The sequence below is a fragment of the Flavivirga sp. 57AJ16 genome, assembly GCF_028736925.1.
GTDB lineage: Bacteria > Bacteroidota > Bacteroidia > Flavobacteriales > Flavobacteriaceae > Flavivirga.
Map to the genome: position 1 here is coordinate 41,441 of NZ_JAQZAT010000017.1, position 16,720 is coordinate 58,160.

15 protein-coding genes are annotated in these 16,720 nt (G+C 34.3%); 4 read left to right on the top strand and 11 right to left on the bottom strand.

The genetic code is table 11. The annotated features are described in order from the left end of the window. Nucleotides 1-88 precede the first annotated feature (88 nt). The 5 genes from PQO00_RS16690 to PQO00_RS16710 form a co-directional block, all read right to left on the bottom strand. On the bottom strand, nt 89-271 hold the full coding sequence (locus PQO00_RS16690) for a CAL67264 family membrane protein (RefSeq protein ID WP_274185998.1): 183 nt from the start codon (nt 269-271) through the stop codon (nt 89-91). 219 nt (nt 272-490) lie between these two features. After that, entirely contained in the window at nt 491-1,207 is a 717-nt protein-coding gene (locus tag PQO00_RS16695) for a pirin family protein (RefSeq protein ID WP_274185999.1), read from the bottom strand. Nucleotides 1,208-1,500: 293 nt separating this feature from the next. Then, nucleotides 1,501-2,373, bottom strand: coding sequence for a pirin family protein (locus tag PQO00_RS16700; RefSeq protein ID WP_274186000.1), 873 nt, complete (start codon nt 2,371-2,373; stop codon nt 1,501-1,503). A gap of 121 nt (nt 2,374-2,494) precedes the next feature. Then, nucleotides 2,495-2,932, bottom strand: a complete 438-nt coding sequence (locus PQO00_RS16705; RefSeq protein ID WP_274186001.1) for a MarR family winged helix-turn-helix transcriptional regulator — start codon at nt 2,930-2,932, stop codon at nt 2,495-2,497. Nucleotides 2,933-3,024: 92 nt separating this feature from the next. Continuing rightward, complete coding sequence (locus PQO00_RS16710; protein ID WP_274186002.1) at nt 3,025-3,555, bottom strand: NADPH-dependent FMN reductase; 531 nt, start codon at nt 3,553-3,555, stop codon at nt 3,025-3,027. Between the two features lie 98 nt (nt 3,556-3,653). Here PQO00_RS16710 and PQO00_RS16715 point away from each other — a divergent pair, with 98 nt between their 5' ends. From PQO00_RS16715 to PQO00_RS16730, 4 genes are all read left to right on the top strand, one after another. Next, complete coding sequence (locus PQO00_RS16715; RefSeq protein WP_274186003.1) at nt 3,654-3,989, top strand: hypothetical protein; 336 nt, start codon at nt 3,654-3,656, stop codon at nt 3,987-3,989. Then, entirely contained in the window at nt 3,979-5,607 is a 1,629-nt protein-coding gene (locus tag PQO00_RS16720) for an acyl-CoA carboxylase subunit beta (protein WP_274186004.1), read from the top strand. The genes PQO00_RS16715 and PQO00_RS16720 overlap by 11 nt, the downstream gene beginning before the upstream one ends. A 33-nt stretch (nt 5,608-5,640) precedes the next feature. Beyond that, a complete protein-coding gene (locus tag PQO00_RS16725) occupies nt 5,641-7,635 on the top strand; it encodes a DUF3352 domain-containing protein (protein WP_274186005.1) in 1,995 nt (664 codons plus the stop codon). Between the two features lie 137 nt (nt 7,636-7,772). Further along, on the top strand, nt 7,773-8,195 hold the full coding sequence (locus PQO00_RS16730) for a DoxX family protein (RefSeq protein ID WP_274186006.1): 423 nt from the start codon (nt 7,773-7,775) through the stop codon (nt 8,193-8,195). 375 nt (nt 8,196-8,570) lie between these two features. On the opposite strand, the gene PQO00_RS16735 is transcribed toward PQO00_RS16730, so the two are convergent. From PQO00_RS16735 to PQO00_RS16760, 6 genes are all read right to left on the bottom strand, one after another. Next, complete coding sequence (locus PQO00_RS16735) at nt 8,571-10,892, bottom strand: von Willebrand factor type A domain-containing protein (protein WP_274186007.1); 2,322 nt, start codon at nt 10,890-10,892, stop codon at nt 8,571-8,573. A gap of 149 nt (nt 10,893-11,041) precedes the next feature. After that, nucleotides 11,042-12,805 (bottom strand): signal peptide peptidase SppA, encoded by a 1,764-nt coding sequence (gene sppA, locus PQO00_RS16740; RefSeq protein WP_274186008.1) that lies wholly within the window; start codon nt 12,803-12,805, stop codon nt 11,042-11,044. A 99-nt stretch (nt 12,806-12,904) separates the two neighbouring features. Then, nucleotides 12,905-13,996, bottom strand: a complete 1,092-nt coding sequence (locus PQO00_RS16745) for an AMP-binding protein (RefSeq protein WP_274186009.1) — start codon at nt 13,994-13,996, stop codon at nt 12,905-12,907. Beyond that, nucleotides 13,977-14,963: a CPBP family intramembrane glutamic endopeptidase gene (locus PQO00_RS16750; protein ID WP_274186010.1), complete on the bottom strand. Its 987-nt coding sequence runs from the start codon at nt 14,961-14,963 to the stop codon at nt 13,977-13,979. The genes PQO00_RS16745 and PQO00_RS16750 overlap by 20 nt, the downstream gene beginning before the upstream one ends. A gap of 3 nt (nt 14,964-14,966) precedes the next feature. Then, complete coding sequence (locus PQO00_RS16755; RefSeq protein WP_274186011.1) at nt 14,967-16,004, bottom strand: o-succinylbenzoate synthase; 1,038 nt, start codon at nt 16,002-16,004, stop codon at nt 14,967-14,969. Continuing rightward, a complete protein-coding gene (locus tag PQO00_RS16760) occupies nt 16,005-16,682 on the bottom strand; it encodes a metal-dependent hydrolase (RefSeq protein ID WP_274186012.1) in 678 nt (225 codons plus the stop codon). Nucleotides 16,683-16,720 lie beyond the last annotated feature (38 nt).

Genomic DNA, 16,720 nt, shown 5'->3' on the forward strand with positions numbered 1-16,720 from the left:
AGTTATTTATTAATAAGATTCCCGCCTTTAAGGGAATGCACAAAATGTTATTTATGTAAAAAATGTCAATCAAAAAAAACAGGAAATACTATACTCTTCCTTTTAAAGCATTAAATACCCATGCATTAGCAAAAAAGCCAATTCCTACTGCGGCGAAACCCCAGCCTGCTACATCATCGTACCTAAATGCTCCTAGTCCTATTAATGCCAGTCCTACAAAAATCATTACCCATGTGGCCCACGCCAACACAGTATTTTTATTCATTGCCATAATAAATTATTTCTTTTTGGGCGTATCCCTGTTAGTTAACCAAGGTTGATGTTTACCGCATTTTTAAAACCTGTAAGCAGTACATGATATGTTTAAAAAATGCTGTTAACTATCCTTTACGCAATTAGAGAAGCAAATATCGTATTTTTAAATAAAAAAAACACCTTTTTATGGATGCTTTCTTTCTTTTAATGCTTTTAAACAAGGCACTCTTTTCGATTAATTCATTGGTACTTCAATAATTAAAATTTTAGAATTTGCCTTAGATTTTATTAAAACCGTATCTGTTTCATACAGACCGATAGCATCTCTATTTTCAAGAATTTGATCGTCAATTTCTATTTCTCCTTCAACTAAAAAGATATAAAAACCATGGTTTTCATTTTTCAAGCGTAGTGTTATCTCATGTTCCTGATCTAAATCAGAGCGACATATATAGGCTTGCTGGTTAATGGGCAATGCGTCGCCTTTTAACTTATCTTTTGGCGCGACAAGGGCTTGCAACTTATTTTTCTGGGCCAAATCATCAAATCTTCTTTGTTCATAATTTGGTGCTACGTTCATTTTTTCTGGAATGATCCATAGTTGCAAAAAGTTGACATCATCTGTTCTGTTATCGTTAAATTCTGAGTGCGTTAAACCTGTACCTGCGCTCATTACCTGTACTTCACCTACTTCAATAGCCCGTTTATTTCCCATACTGTCTTTGTGGGACAACGCGCCCTTTAAAGGTATAGAAATAATTTCCATATTTTGATGCGGATGCGTGCCAAAACCCATTTTTGGTTGCACGACATCGTCGTTAAGCACTCGAAGCGCGCCAAAATTCATACGCTCTGCATCTTGATAGCTAGCAAAACTAAATGTATGGTATGATTTTAGCCAACCATGATCGGCATATCCCCTGGTATTTGCTTTATGGATTATTGTTTTCATAATGTATTATGCTTTTGTATTCCCTCGAAGGAGGGAATCTTATTAATGATTGTTGTTAAACCTATAAGGTTTTAGAAACATGAGTGTTTGGAAGTTAAAAATCCTTCCGATGTTTACGTTTTTTACCCCCCCTAATTTCGATCTTATCGAAATTGTCCTCACTTTAAAACGAAAGGGAGGAGGTCGTTTCAATTTATATTTTTTGCGAAAATGGGCTGTTTATTAATTTATTTCATGCTTACCTTACCTCTTTTTCTTATAAACACTTGTTATTTTTAGAAACCTTGAGGGTTTTAACTCGCAGGAAGAAACCCCATTTTACCCATTTGATAATCTCGCATAGCCTCCATAATTTCCGTTTGTGTATTCATGACATAGGGGCCATAGGTCGTCACCTTTTCATTAAAAGGTTCGCCAGAAAGAAATAGCAATTTACTTGTTTTATTACCTTTAACAGAAAACCCCTTTCCATCTTGGTTAAACTGAATTAACTGATTTTCATCTAATTTTAAGGCTTCCGAACCATTAACAGTGACATCTCCATTTAATAAATACAACATCGACTGGTGGGTTTTAGGGACTTCAATAAAGTACGTTCCGTCTTCTTCAATGTCAATTACATAAGCATTTACGGGCGTTTGTGTACTTATTTTTCCATAGTTACCTTCTAATTCGCCTGCAACGACTTGAATCTTTACTTTACCATCTTCTGAATTAATGATATTAAAATCCTCGTTTTTTGCATGTTGATAGTTGGCAGGGATCATTTTCTTTTCTGCTGGTAAATTCAACCATAATTGAATGCCCTCAAGCATTCCTCCTTTTTGCACAAAGGCTTTTGTTGGTGCTTCGGCATGAATGATACCACGTCCAGCCGTTGTCCATTGGACATCACCTGCTTTAACAACACTCTCATTCCCTAAAGAATCCCTGTGCAATTGTTCTCCTTGAACTAAAAAAGTAACAGGCTCAAATCCACGATGCGGGTGTGGCCCTAAATCGAAAGGATTGTTCTCTTCTGAGATTTCATAAGGACCATAGTGATGTAATAATACAAATGGATCTACCATGTCTATATTCCGACTTGGTAATGGCTGTCTCAATTGTATAGGCCCCATATTCACAAAACCGCTCCGTCCTACTGTTTTTATTGTATTTGATTTCATAAGTTCTTATTTTTTATTCCCTTGAAGAAGAGAATCTTTTTATCGCAACCCCAAAAATATAATTGAGGCTACCTCCTTCCTGTCCGTTTAGCAGGCAGGTAAAAGAATCACAAATTAATTGTCATCGCATTTTATCTAGCAGATTACTTAATTGTTCTGCTTCATCTTCATTTAAATTTTTTAGTAAATCTTTATTAATATTATGTGGGATAGATGCTATAAGCTTTTTTCCTTTATCTGTAATGACAATTTTAACAACACGCCTATCATGTTCTGAAGGAATACGCTCAATATAACCCTTTGCACACAATTTATCCATTAACCTGGTCGCATTGGGTGAACGCTCCAGCATCCTGTCCTTAATCACCTGTACATTTAAAGGCTCATTGGCACCGTTTAAAATCCTTAAGATATTATACTGTTGGGGCGATATGCCGTACGGCTTAAAAAAATCATTCTGATAACTCGTTATCCAACTTGCCGTATAGATTATGTTCAACAAAGCCTTAACTCTGTTGTTTGGAAATTTTGAATTGATGTCTTTGGAAAAATCCCCCATTTATTTAGTGTTCAATGTTCAATGTTCAGTGCTCAGTATTCAGTTTCGATTTCAACTTCAATTTCAGTGTTCAGTTTCGATTTCAACTTCGATTATAACTCTTTTTGGAATACATCCACTTTGTTTTTTAGATCGGAATCCTGTGCTTCATCGATGATCTTTCCTTCTGAAAAATTATCATTGAATAATGGCAAAGAAAAGTCTGCAACTATATTGCCCCCCATATAAACAAAACGTCCTTTGGCAATCTCCAGAACAGTTGCGCCACCTCTACCTCCTGGTGAGGCCGCCATGAGCAACATAGGTTTCCCATTCCATAATTTACCATCAATTCTAGACATCCAATCAAATAAATTTTTAAATGCCGTAGAATAAGCCCCATTATGCTCTGCTAATGATAAAATAATACCATCTGATGCTTTAATAATATCTAAAAACTTATGCGCATTGTCCGGAATACCATGAGCATTTTCATAATCAATGCCATATAAAGGTAATTCAAAATCGTTTAAATCTAAAATATCAACTTTTACATTTTCAACCAAAGTCGAGGCGTATATTGCTAATTGTTTATTTATTGAGTTTTTACTATTGCTTCCTGCAAATGCTATAATGTTTTTCATAAGTATTAACTATTTTTATGGTACAAATATAAAATAAAAACAATTAGTTTCCAAGGAAAATAATACCATGTAATATATTTTATGATTATATTAACAAAATGTCCCCTATTAATCAAACTGAAATTGAAGTTGAAATTGAAGTTGAAAACGATCCATGGACACCAATAGAAACATTTCGACTTCAATTTCAACTTCGACTTCAACTTCAAACTGAAAATGAAACTGAAAATGAAACTGAAAATGAACTTGAAATTGAACTTGAATTTGAAAAACGATTAATAAACATGAATAGAAACATTTCGACTTCGACTTCGATTTCGATTTCAACTTCAATACAAACTCGCTTTAGTAAGAAAATATTTTACTTTGACTCATTTCACAAGAATGTCAACTTTTGTACATTAGCAACAAACTTAATGATACATGGATATTAACTTCAACAAAAACGAAGATCATAATAAACTTTTACTCTCTGAATTAAATAAACGCTTGGCCAAAGTAAGTCTTGGTGGCGGAAAAAAACGTATTGAAAAGCACCACGCTAAAGGAAAAATGACAGCCAGAGAACGTATCAATTACCTTTTGGATGCCAAGTCCAAATCTATTGAAATTGGTGCTTTTGCAGGAGAAGACATGTATGCTGAACACGGTGGCTGTCCTTCTGGTGGCGTTGTTATAAAGATCGGTTATATTAAAGGCAAACAATGCATTGTAGTTGCCAATGACGCTACCGTGAAAGCAGGTGCCTGGTTTCCTATAACCGGAAAAAAGAATTTGCGTGCACAGGAAATAGCCATTGAAAATAGGCTTCCTATTATTTACTTAGTGGATTCAGCTGGCGTGTATTTACCGCTTCAGGATGATATATTCCCGGATAAAGAACACTTTGGACGTATTTTTAGAAACAATGCTGTTATGAGCAGTATGGGGATTACCCAAATTGCCGCTGTTATGGGAAGTTGTGTTGCAGGGGGCGCCTATTTGCCCATTATGAGCGATGAGGCTTTAATTGTCGACAAAACAGGGAGCATCTTCCTTGCTGGCAGTTATTTGGTAAAGGCAGCCATTGGAGAAACTATTGATAATGAAACTCTGGGCGGCGCGACAACGCACTGTGAAATTTCTGGAGTAACCGATTATAAAGCTAAAGACGATAAAGATGCCTTGGATACCATTAAAAATATTATCGATAAGATCGGGGATTATGATAAAGCTGGCTTTAATAGAAGTGATTCAAAAAAACCAAAGGAAAATACCAAGGATATATACGGAATATTACCAAAATCCAGAGCTGATCAATATGATATGTACGAGATCATTAAGCGATTGGTGGATGATTCTAAATTTGATGAGTATAAAGCAGGTTATGGTCAAACCATTATTACCTGTTATGCCAGAATTGATGGTTGGGCCGTAGGGATTGTTGCCAACCAACGTAAATTGGTGAAAACAAAAAAGGGTGAAATGCAATTTGGAGGCGTTATTTATAATGATAGTGCAGACAAGGCCACACGTTTTATTGCTAATTGTAACCAGAAAAAAATCCCATTAGTTTTTTTACAAGATGTCACAGGCTTTATGGTAGGTAGCAAAAGTGAACATGGCGGTATTATTAAAGATGGTGCTAAAATGGTAAATGCGGTCAGTAATTCTATAGTTCCAAAGTTTACGATAGTTATAGGGAACAGTTATGGAGCTGGTAATTATGCCATGTGCGGCAAGGCTTACGACCCTAGATTGATCGTTGCATGGCCAAGCGCAGAACTCGCCGTTATGAGTGGGAATTCGGCTGCCAAAGTATTGTTACAAATTGAAAAAGCATCGTTAGAAAAACAAGGTGAAAAAATTACTCCGGAAAAAGAAGCGGAACTTTTTAATAAAATAAAGGACAGATACGATAACCAAGTGTCTCCATATTATGCGGCGGCTCGTATCTGGACGGATGCCATTATTGATCCCCTGGATACAAGACATTGGATTAGCATGGGCATTGAAGCCGCTAACCATGCCCCTATTGAAAAACCATTTAATTTAGGAGTTTTACAAGTATAATGAAACATTTTCATCCCCAAATTTGTTTAAATTATGAAAAAAAGGAATATTTTATCCCTCCTGGGCCTACTTATTACTAGTTATGCGATATACCTAATTTACACATTCTATATTGATAATAATGATAATATAAAATCCATCTATTTAGTTCCAAAAGATGCCGTTTATATTATTGAAAGCCAAAAGCCCATTGATAATTGGAATACCATAAGTAAAAGTGAGATTTGGAAACACTTAAATACCAATGCTTATTTTAACGATCTTACCGAAAGTCTTAATAAACTGGACACCATCTTTAAACAAGATGAAGGTCTTTTTAAACGATTTGGGGATAGGGAAATACTCATTTCCGCCCATATTTACGCGCCTAAAAAATATGATTTTTTCTATGTGATCGATTTACAGAAAATAGCAAAACTCAATATCTTAAAAAGTCATTTAAACACTATTACTAGCGACAATTTTAGAGTGAGCAAGCGTAAATACCATGAACATCAAATAACCGAGGTTTATGATATAAAAACCCATGAAACGCTATACATGAGCTTTATCCAAAATCAAATGATCCTGTCTTATGTACACACGCTTGTCGAGGCTTCAATAGACCAATATTTAGAACCTGAGATTGGAAGGAACCTTAAATTTATAGAAGTAAATAAAGAAGTTGGTTATAATGATATGTTCCGTTTATATTTTCAGTATGACTATTTGGATGATTTTATTAAAATCTTTTCGAATGATTCTGGTAGCCTAGGAAACACATTAAGCAACAGTCTGGAATTTAGTGGCTTTAGCTTTGATCTAGATCATAATACAATGACCGCAAACGGCATAACAAACTCTAACGATAAAGCAAGTGCCTACTTAAGGGCGCTAAAAAAATCTGGGAAAGGCACACGCAGTATCAGCAAAATTGCTCCCAAGCAAACAGCCCTTTATTTAAGCTTTTCTTTTAGTAGCTTTAACGAGTTCCATAATAATTTTGAGTCTATTCAGAAAGAGGACCCCGAACAATTTAAAAGTTATTTAGATGGTGTTGAAAAGGTAGAGAACTTTTTGAAAATTGACATGAAAACCCACTTTATTAGCTGGATAGATGACGAAATAGCCTTACTCCAACTACATTCCACAGTGTCCCAATCTAAAAAAGATGTTGCCGTTATCCTAAAAACCAATGATAGTAAAAAAGCCAAACAGAATTTGGATTTTATTTTAGAACAAATACGAAAGCGCAGCCCCGTAAAGTTTAAAGAAGTTAACTATAAAGGCTACCCTATTAACTTTATGTCCATTAAAGGTTTTTTTAAAATACTAATTGGTAATTTATTTAAAGAGATCGATAAGCCTTATTTTACTATTATAGAGGATTATGTCGTATTTAGCAATCATCCCAATACCTTAAAAAGTATTATAAATAGCTATACAAATAAAGAAACTTTAGACCATTTTGAAGCCTATAAGAACTTTAACGATGCGTTTGATAGTAGATGTAGTGTTTTCACTTATATCAATGCGCCTAATTTATATAATAGTGTGTACAATTTTGTAGATGCCAGTGCAAAAAAGCAACTAAAAACGAATAAGGATTATTTTATTTGCTTCCCGCAAATTGGGATTCAATTAACACCGGAAAAAGATTTTTTTGAAAGCAAAATAGTCATCGATTATGAAAATCCGAATATTGTAAAAACCAAATATACATTTACAGATACAGCTATTGCAACAAAAACAATCAATACACCCCAATTAGTAGAGATTACCGAAGAAAATTTTAATAAAGAAACTGTTTTCAATATTTCCGAAATTTTCCCTACAGATCTAACTGCCAAAGAATTTGTAAAAAAACATTCCAACGGAAAAGTTAATTTTTTTGTAGAATTAAAGGACGGTTTAAAACATGGCGACTATAAAGAATATTATAGAAATGGCAAACTGAAAATCTCTGGTAAATATTATAAAGATGCCCAAAATGGTGCTTGGCGCGCTTATAATTTTAATGGCGATTTGGTATTTAAAAAACGGTTTTAATATAGCATGATAGACTTATAAAATTAAGAAAAGCCAAAGAAACCTCAATAAACAGATCGTATAGTTGAGTTTAATATTTTTTATTTTCTCGTAAAAATTCTGTATCTTAATGATTAGAAATCAATAACTTTTCAATCATGGGAACAATAAAAACGCTCAACAAGTGGGCAAATGCGCATACGTATTTACCTCTTGATATACTACGTGTCGCTCTAGGTGTCTTTTTATTTATTAAAGGCATTAGCTTTATGTCTGATAGTACCATGCTCATGGAGTTATTTAAACCTATACAGAATTTAGCGGGCGGCATGGTCGTTATTCATTATGTAGCACCTGCCCATTTTATTGGAGGTCTTTTAATCGCTTTTGGTTTACTTACCAGATGGGTCATTATTGCTCAGCTTCCTATTTTAATTGGCGCTATTGTTATAAATTTTGCAGGAGAAATGAGTACTTCGAACTTAATATTGGCATTAATTACTTTTCTTGTTTGTTTATTTTTCTTGTTTTATGGCTCGGGCAAACACTCACTGGATTATTATTTTAAAATGCAGAAATAAAAAGTGTCATTTTAAACGAAGTGAACCTACTTACCAGTAACCACAGTGTATCCACATCTTTTTCGATATATGAGCTAAAAGTTTTTTTACTTACTTTTAGCTCTCAGATCTTATTTGATAATTTGTTATACCATTTTCACTTTAAAGTTACTCAAAAAAAATACAGTTATTTTTTGTTTAGGCAAAAAAGAAAAGCAAGTGCTCAGCTTGACTGGGTAGCAAGCATAGCTTAGCTACGTTTAAGTTTTATTTTGATGCATAAACGGAAAAGAACAAATTTTAGTGGGTAACTTTAAAATGAAAATGGTATTATCGGTATTTTTAGGTTTTTCCACTGCGCTCAAAATGACAACTTATAAATTTTAAACGCCCCTTTTAATAGTTTTGATAAGAAGAAACCAATCGTATAAATTCTGATCTATAGCCATCTTTATCATCTCCTCTACCCTGTTTAGCCAATTCAATAACATCTTCTGTTTTTGAATTATTGTGATACTTAGACTGTCTTAATTGCATCCCAAATAGAGCGACCGCTGAAGCAAATTTTAAATCTTCGGAAGCTTCTGTAATAATATCTTTCTGAACATGGACCATTTCTATACTTTTATTTCCATCTGGTTTTTTATATCTAAATTTTACCGTAAATAATTCATTGGAGTCATTGTAAGTACCCTTAGTTTTAGTGTACTTTAAATCAGGTACGTCTTTAAGATAATCACTTTTTACACCATTGGGAATCACCTCATACAAAGCAGTAACGGTGTGTCCGCTGCCTAATTCACCTGCATCTTTTGTATCATCAATAAAATCTTCATCTTCAAGCATCCTGTTTTCATATCCAATGAGCCTGTATGCCTGTACTTTATTCGGATTAAATTCTATCTGAATTTTTACATCTTTTGCTATGGTAAATAAGGTACCTCCAAACTCTTTTCCAAAAACTTTTTGTGCTTCTTGCATATTATCAATATAGGCATGATTCCCATTACCTTTATCCGCTAATGTTTCAAGTTTGGAATCCTTATAGTTTCCATAGCCAAATCCTAAAACTGATAAAAATACACCAGATTTACGCTTTTCTTCAATTAATGCTTCCATGGCTTTATCACTTGAGGCTCCTACATTAAAATCGCCATCGGTAGCTAAGATCACTCTATTATTTCCATTCTTTTTATAATGTTTTTCTGCTAATTTATAAGCTAATTTTATACCCGCTCCACCAGCAGTAGATCCTCCTGAGCTTAAGTTATCCAAAGCGTTTAATATTTTTTCTTTATGCTTTCCTGAGGTTGGCTCTAAAACAACACCGGCCGCACCCGCATATACCACAATAGATACTTTATCCTGTTCGCGCAATTGATTTACCAAAAGCCTGAAAGCCGATTTCAAAAGCGGTAGTTTGTTCTGCGAGCTCATAGAGCCTGAAACATCCAACAGAAAAGTAAGATTTGATGCAGGTAACGCTTTATGATCATATGTTTTTCCTTGTAAGCCTATTTTAACAATTTTTGTATCGTGGTGCCACGGTGTTTTCGATACTTCTGTATTTATAGAAAAAGGGTGTTGTTCTGTTGGTTGTGGATAATTATAATCAAAATAATTGACCATTTCCTCAATTTTAACGGCATCTGGCTCAATAGTTTCTCCATAATTAATCATGCGCCTTATATTACTATATGAAGCCTTATCTACATCAATAGAAAAAGTGGATAATGGTGAAAGTGATGTGCTTTCAAAACGATTCTCTTCAATAACCGCATAACTTTCATTATTGTGTATTCTAAAATTCCCTTGGCGTGTCGTTATAACAATACAACCATTTTTAGCAATTTTCCCAAACTTTGTTTTAGCATCGGACTTACCATATTCCTTTTTGCTGTCAATATCCGATTCTTTTAAATTCTCAATGATATGGTTGTTCTCTTTTTTAATAGGTACGCCATCAACAATATACAGAAGTTCCTTTCCCTTATCGGTTTTATTGTTTTTGGTGCTAATCAGAATAACACCATTGGCGCCTCTGTTTCCGTAAATGGTTTTTGATGCATCGTCTTTTAAAACATCTATAGCTTTAATGTTTTTTGCATTCATTTGCTCTAAGTTTTTATAAGGAGACACAACACCATCTATAACAACTAAAGGTTCTTTATTTCCAGAAAGTGAAGATATTCCCCTTATACTAATTTGGGAATTTGTACTCGGTACAGCAGAATTGTTAGCGACATGAACGCCTGCTACTTGTCCTTGTAATGTTTTTGACACTGATTTGGATTGTATCTGACTTGCCAATTTATTATGATATGCTTTTTGTTTTTGGCGTTTTATTTGGGATGCTGAAGCGGTATGAGATAGTTTACTACCCGTTTTATAATAACCTGCTGCAACTACAACTTCTTCTAAACGAGAAACATCTTCTTGTAAAGCTACAGAAATAGTGTTAAGGGTTCCAACCTTCTTTTCTTGCGTTACAAAGCCTATATAATTAAAAACAAGAATATCTGTTGGTTTTGCCTTAATTTGATAAAGTCCATCAAAATTTGTAACGACACCTTTTTTCGTTCCTTTAATTATAATATTCGCTCCTGCTAACGGTAAATTATCACTTGCAGAGGTTACTTTTCCCGATATTAAACGTTCCTGAGCTTGCACTTGCACAGAAACAGTTAATACAATAATGATTTTTAATAACGTTTTCATAATAGTTGATTTTAAAGTTTAGCATAAAACTAACCTCAAACCCTTTCTTATAAAACCGATAATGAGTGAAGTATCCTTTTGAATGAGTCAGACACAAAAAAAGGGTAAACTTTCGCCTATCCTTCTTATTAAATATAATGTTTTTTAAATTATTTAATCTCCAAGCTATAAGGAAACAATAATTGAATGCCCTTTTTCTTGGACATAGATTTTATTTCTTTATAAATTCTATAACTCTCCTCTCCCAATTCCTCTTTTAAAAGTGTTTCTTTAGCTTTTATCAAACCTAAATCGCTTAGTATTTCATCAAAATCTTTTTCATAAACAGGGAACTCTTCTATTTTATAATCTACAATTTCAGCGGCCTCAGAGGCTCTTTGCAGTGCCAGGTCCAACCCGCCCAATTCATCTACCAATCCATTGTTTAAAGCATCTACACCAGTCCAAACACGTCCTTGTGCAATGGCTTTAACATCGTCTTGATCCATATGACGCCCTATAGACACCCTATATGTAAACAATTCATAGATATCAACAATTTCTTCTTTAATAAACGCTCGTTGTTCTTCATTTAAAGGCTCAAAAAAGCTATACGAAATTGCATTTTTGTTAGTTATAACTTGTTCTGCATTAATGCCCATGTTATCTGCTAATTGTTTTCCATTGGGCAATATTCCAAACACGCCTATACTTCCTGTAATGGTCGTTGGTTCTGCAATAATCCTATCGGCATGGCAAGCAATGTAGTAGCCACCAGATGCAGCAACATCTCCCATGGAAACGATGACAGGTTTCACTTTTTTGGTCAACGCTATTTCCCTCCAAATCAATTCGCTCGCCAAGGCACTTCCCCCAGGGGAATTTATACGTAAAACAATCGCTTTTATTCTGCTGTCTTCTCTAGCTTCTTTTAAAGAGACACTCATAACACCTTGCCCAACCGTTTCTTCATCGCCCTCTCCATAAATAATATCGCCTTCGGCATAAATAACGGCTATTTTGTTTTTACTACTATTGGATTTTAATTTATTGGCTGTATAAACCGCATAATCTGCAATTGTAACAGCTTCTAAATCATCATTAAGATCCATACCAATAGAAAACTTGATATCATCAATATATTCATCGTGATAGGCTATTTTATCAATAAGAGAAGCCTTTTTTGCTAAATCTGAAGTTCTGCCCAATAAGCTATCTGCAATAACGTTTAATCTATCTGTGCTTATATTTCTACTTTTCGAAATATCTTGTTTTATTTCACTCCAGAGTCCGTTTAAATAAACCGAAATCTGTTCTCTATTTTCATCACTCATTTCATTGGCTAAAAACGGCTCTACGGCACTTTTATATTTTCCGAATCGCACCACTTCCATCTTGAAACCTGTTTTCTCCTGAAAATCCTTAAAGTACAAACGCTCTGAATATAACCCTTTAAAGGCCATCACTCCAGCTGGATTCATATAAATGGTATCGGCAACCGAGCTTAAATAATAATCCTTCTGTGTATAGATATCTGCGTATGCTACAATGAATTTTCCCGATTCTTTAAATTTCAATAAAGCATTTCTCAACGCTTTTGTTTGTGAGATTCCAGCGCTAATAAAATTATTGTCAATGGAAATCCCTTTAATCCTATCATCAGTTGCAGCATAATTAATAGCATCAATAATATTGAACAGGCCATTCTTTTTATCTTCATTTAAAAATGGATACTCTGCAAATTCAATTCTATCTGCATAATCTTTTATAGGAAAGTCCAATCTTAATTCTAAGACAGAATTAGGCTTTACCCGAACCAATTCATCAGACGACGATCCCAATAAAAGTCCGATTAAGAACAAACCAAAAAAGCAGATAACAAAGAATACAATAATTCCTGTTACTGTTGATAAAACACGCTTAATAAAATCCATAATTTATATATTCTATTTGTAGAGGTAATTTAAACTTTTTCGATTCGATCAAAAAAAGTTTAGACCACTTTGCATTGAAAAAGTTGGCAAAGTTACAACTTATAAATCTAATAACTCCATTGTTTTTTTGCGTTGAATTTTTCCCGAAGGCGTTTCTACAAATCGTTCGACCGCATAAACATTTTTAGGTTTTTCAAATTTATCCAAGCCTACAAAAACGGACTCGTTAAGCGTATTAGAGTCGCTTTCTATAATTAAAATAAGTTGTTCCCCCAGAGCTTCGTGAACACTTGAAGCCACAAAAAAACGTCCGTTGATTTTGTCTTGAAGTTTTGCCTCTATCTTTTCAGGAAATAATTTAAGCCCTCCAGAATTTATAACATTATCGTAACGTCCTAGCCATTCAAATGCGCTTTTGGAAAAGCATTTAACCATATCGTTTGTTATAATCTTACCTTTTGAAAGCTTTGGTGCGTCTATAATCAAACAACCCCTTTCGTCTTGCGAAATGAATACATTGGGGAGGGTCCTAAAATGGGATTCAACAGATGGCATGGACGTATCGCCTGATAATGATGGCAAATTATTTATTTTTTTAACCGCAATATGGGTCACTGTCTCAGTCATACCATAGGTTTCATAAATATTTGTGTTCAGGTTTTTAACCTTATGCTTTAATACATTTGAAACTGGGGCTCCACCAACAATAATAGTTTTGATATGATGACAGTTAGCTAATGAGTTTTGGAGCTGTGATGGGATCATAGCACAAAAATCATACGGCGTTTTTGGGTTCAAATTTGGTTGCAAGGTAGGTGCTGTTAAATCCAATTCAAGTCCAAGAACCACAGCCCTAACCAACATCATTCTACCTGCTATAAAATTTGAAGGCAAGCAATGTAATGCCCTATTACCTGGTTTTAAATTAAAAAAATCACCTGTTGCTATGGCGGAGTTCACCATCGCTTGCTTTTTAATAGAAATGGGTTTTGGTTTTCCTGTCGACCCGGAGGTGTTAATGACCATATAATTGTTATGGTCTAACCAATCGAGTAAAAATTCACCGATAAGAACTTCATAGGGCGCTCCCTCTTTTACAAAACTATAAGCCACTTCCATGAGATCTTCATACGTATAATGAATCCCATTTAGTTTAAACCTTATATGTACTTTATTGTATTTGGGTATCACTTCCTATATCTTCTATAATTTTATAGTCTTCTTTTGGCGGTTCTATAACATTTCCAAAAAGCTTATCTTTCCAGTTGGTCCAGCCATATTTTTTAGAAAGAATGAAAAGCAAAATAGGAAACACAACAAATACTGGAACAAATATTTCCATTAGGCCCATGGTCTCTGGGTCTGACATATCCTTAAAAATAGAATGTGTTTGGAAGGCCGTCCAATCTGCAGTTACAAGAAGTGCCGTAAACAAGTTGTTGGCTGCATGAAACCCTAAAGCTAACTCTAGCCCCTCGTCCATAAGCGTTATAATCCCAAGTAACAGTCCTGTGCCTATATAATAAATCATGATAATATACCCAAGCTTTTCAACTTCGGGATTGGCTATATGGAGTAGACCAAAAACCAAAGATGTTATTATTAATGGCGCCCATTTATTTTTCACAATAATCCCAATCCCCTGCATTAAATAGCCCCTAAACAAATACTCTTCAAAACTTGTTTGCAAAGGCACCAATATGATGGCAATAACACAAAGTATTAAAAATGGTACCAGTTTAAAATTAAACACATAATCCTCTGGGGCAAAATAATAATCCACTAAAACAAAACTACTCGAGACTATGCCCCAAAGAAAGAAAATAAACCAAAATCGTCTCCAATCAATTTTCTTTCGAGTGGTCGTTAAATGCTTAAACGATTGTTTGTGCAAATACTTAACGGCTAGTAATAAAAACAATAAGCCTCCTGCAAAAGGCAATAAAACAAATATTAAATTTAAATTTGGCTCGAACAAGGTCATAATATAGTTGGTGTCACTCATTTGTGATTGGTCTATATTACCTTTAAAGGTTTCTATCATTATAGCTATTAAATGAGGCGCAGAAAAAACAAAAACGCCCACAATGGCAATGACAGTACCTACTATATATCGCCACCATTCATGTAAGCCTCTAAAAGCTTGATTTATATACATATATTATAAATTTATATTCCAATTAATACTATTATTATATTGCAATGTACCATTTTTAACCTGTAATGGTGAATTAAAATTATTGGTAAATAACCCTCCCGTTCCCAGTCCTTGATGCATATTGCTTTGCTTGCTATAAGTATATTGAGCTATCGCATTAAGCCCTATATTACTTTCTAAAGCACTGGTAATCCACCATCCTATTTGCTGCTTATCTGCGATATCGATCCATGCATTACTGCCTTTAAATCCTCCAACTAAACTGGGTTTTAAAATGATATATTGCGGATTTATAATGTGTAGCAATTCTTGCTTATTTGTTACAGAAAACACCCCTATAAGTTCTTCGTCCAAGGCTATTGGTAATGGCGTATCCTTACATAGTTGCGACATCACTTCAATTTGCCCCTGTTTTATTGGCTGTTCAATAGAATGCAAATCGAAATCTGATAATATTTTTAACTTTTCTAAAGCCTCCAAGGGTGAAAATGCACCATTGGCATCTACTCGCAATTCAATATCATTTGAGGTAAATTCTTTTCTAATGGATTTTATAAGGCTTATTTCTGTTTCAAAATCAATCGCCCCAATTTTCATTTTAATACAGGTAAAACCTGCATCTAATTTATCCTTTATCTGCTGTTTCATAAAGGTTTCTGTCCCCATCCAAATCAAACCATTTATTGGGATGGCATCCTTGTTCTGAGTGAACCTTGATGGAAATAGCTCAAATTTGTTGGGGCTCTCTAAAGATTTGAAAGCTGTTTCTAAACCAAATTGAATACTTGGAAATGCCGTTAATTCGGACAATAGTTCATCTAAATCGTTACGGATATTTTTACAGAGCCATTTTAGTTTTTCTTCGTAATCCGGCCTATCATCGGCAGAAAGGCCTCTAAACAAACCACATTCCCCTATGCCCTGCTTATTTTCAGAATTTAAAATAAGGAACCATGTTTCTTTGGTTTTTAAGATACCCCGTGAAGTGCCACTGGCCTGCTTGAAATTTAAAATGTATTTTTTATAGGATGCAACAATCATTTACAATTCAATAAAATCGCCAATTTCAAGAAGCATTAAATCTTTCTCTTTTTCAAAAAACTTTCGTTTTGCTACCTCATGGTCAATTTCAATATAGCCAAATGTATCAAAATGGTATCCCAATACTTTATCGCATGCAACAAAATCGCTTGCCAAAATAGCATCATCGACCCCCATGGTAAAGTTATCACCAATGGGTAAAATAGCTAAATCCAATTTTGTTTGGAGTGGAATAAGTTTCATATCAAAAGTCAAGGCAGTATCTCCAGCTATATAAATATTTTTATGTTCGCCTTCAATCACAAAGCCTCCAGGTTGCCCACCGTAACTGCCATCTGGAAAGGAAGAGGTATGAATTGCATTGACATATCTAACAATACCAAAATCAAAATCCCACTTTCCGCCATGATTCATGGGATGACATTCTATCCCCAATTTTTCAAAATATGAAACAATTTCAAAATTAGAAACAACAACAGCATGGGTTCGCTTGGCTATGGCTTCAACATCTAAAATATGATCTTGATGTGCATGTGTTACTAAAATGTAATCAGCCTTTAATTCATCAATATTTATATGAGATGCTTTGGGATTTCCAGAAATAAAGGGGTCTACAAGGATATCAACATCATTTACCTGTATCCCTAAACTAGCGTGGCCGTAAAATGTAATCTTCATTATTTTGTAGTATTAAATTTAGTAAAAGTAAAATACAA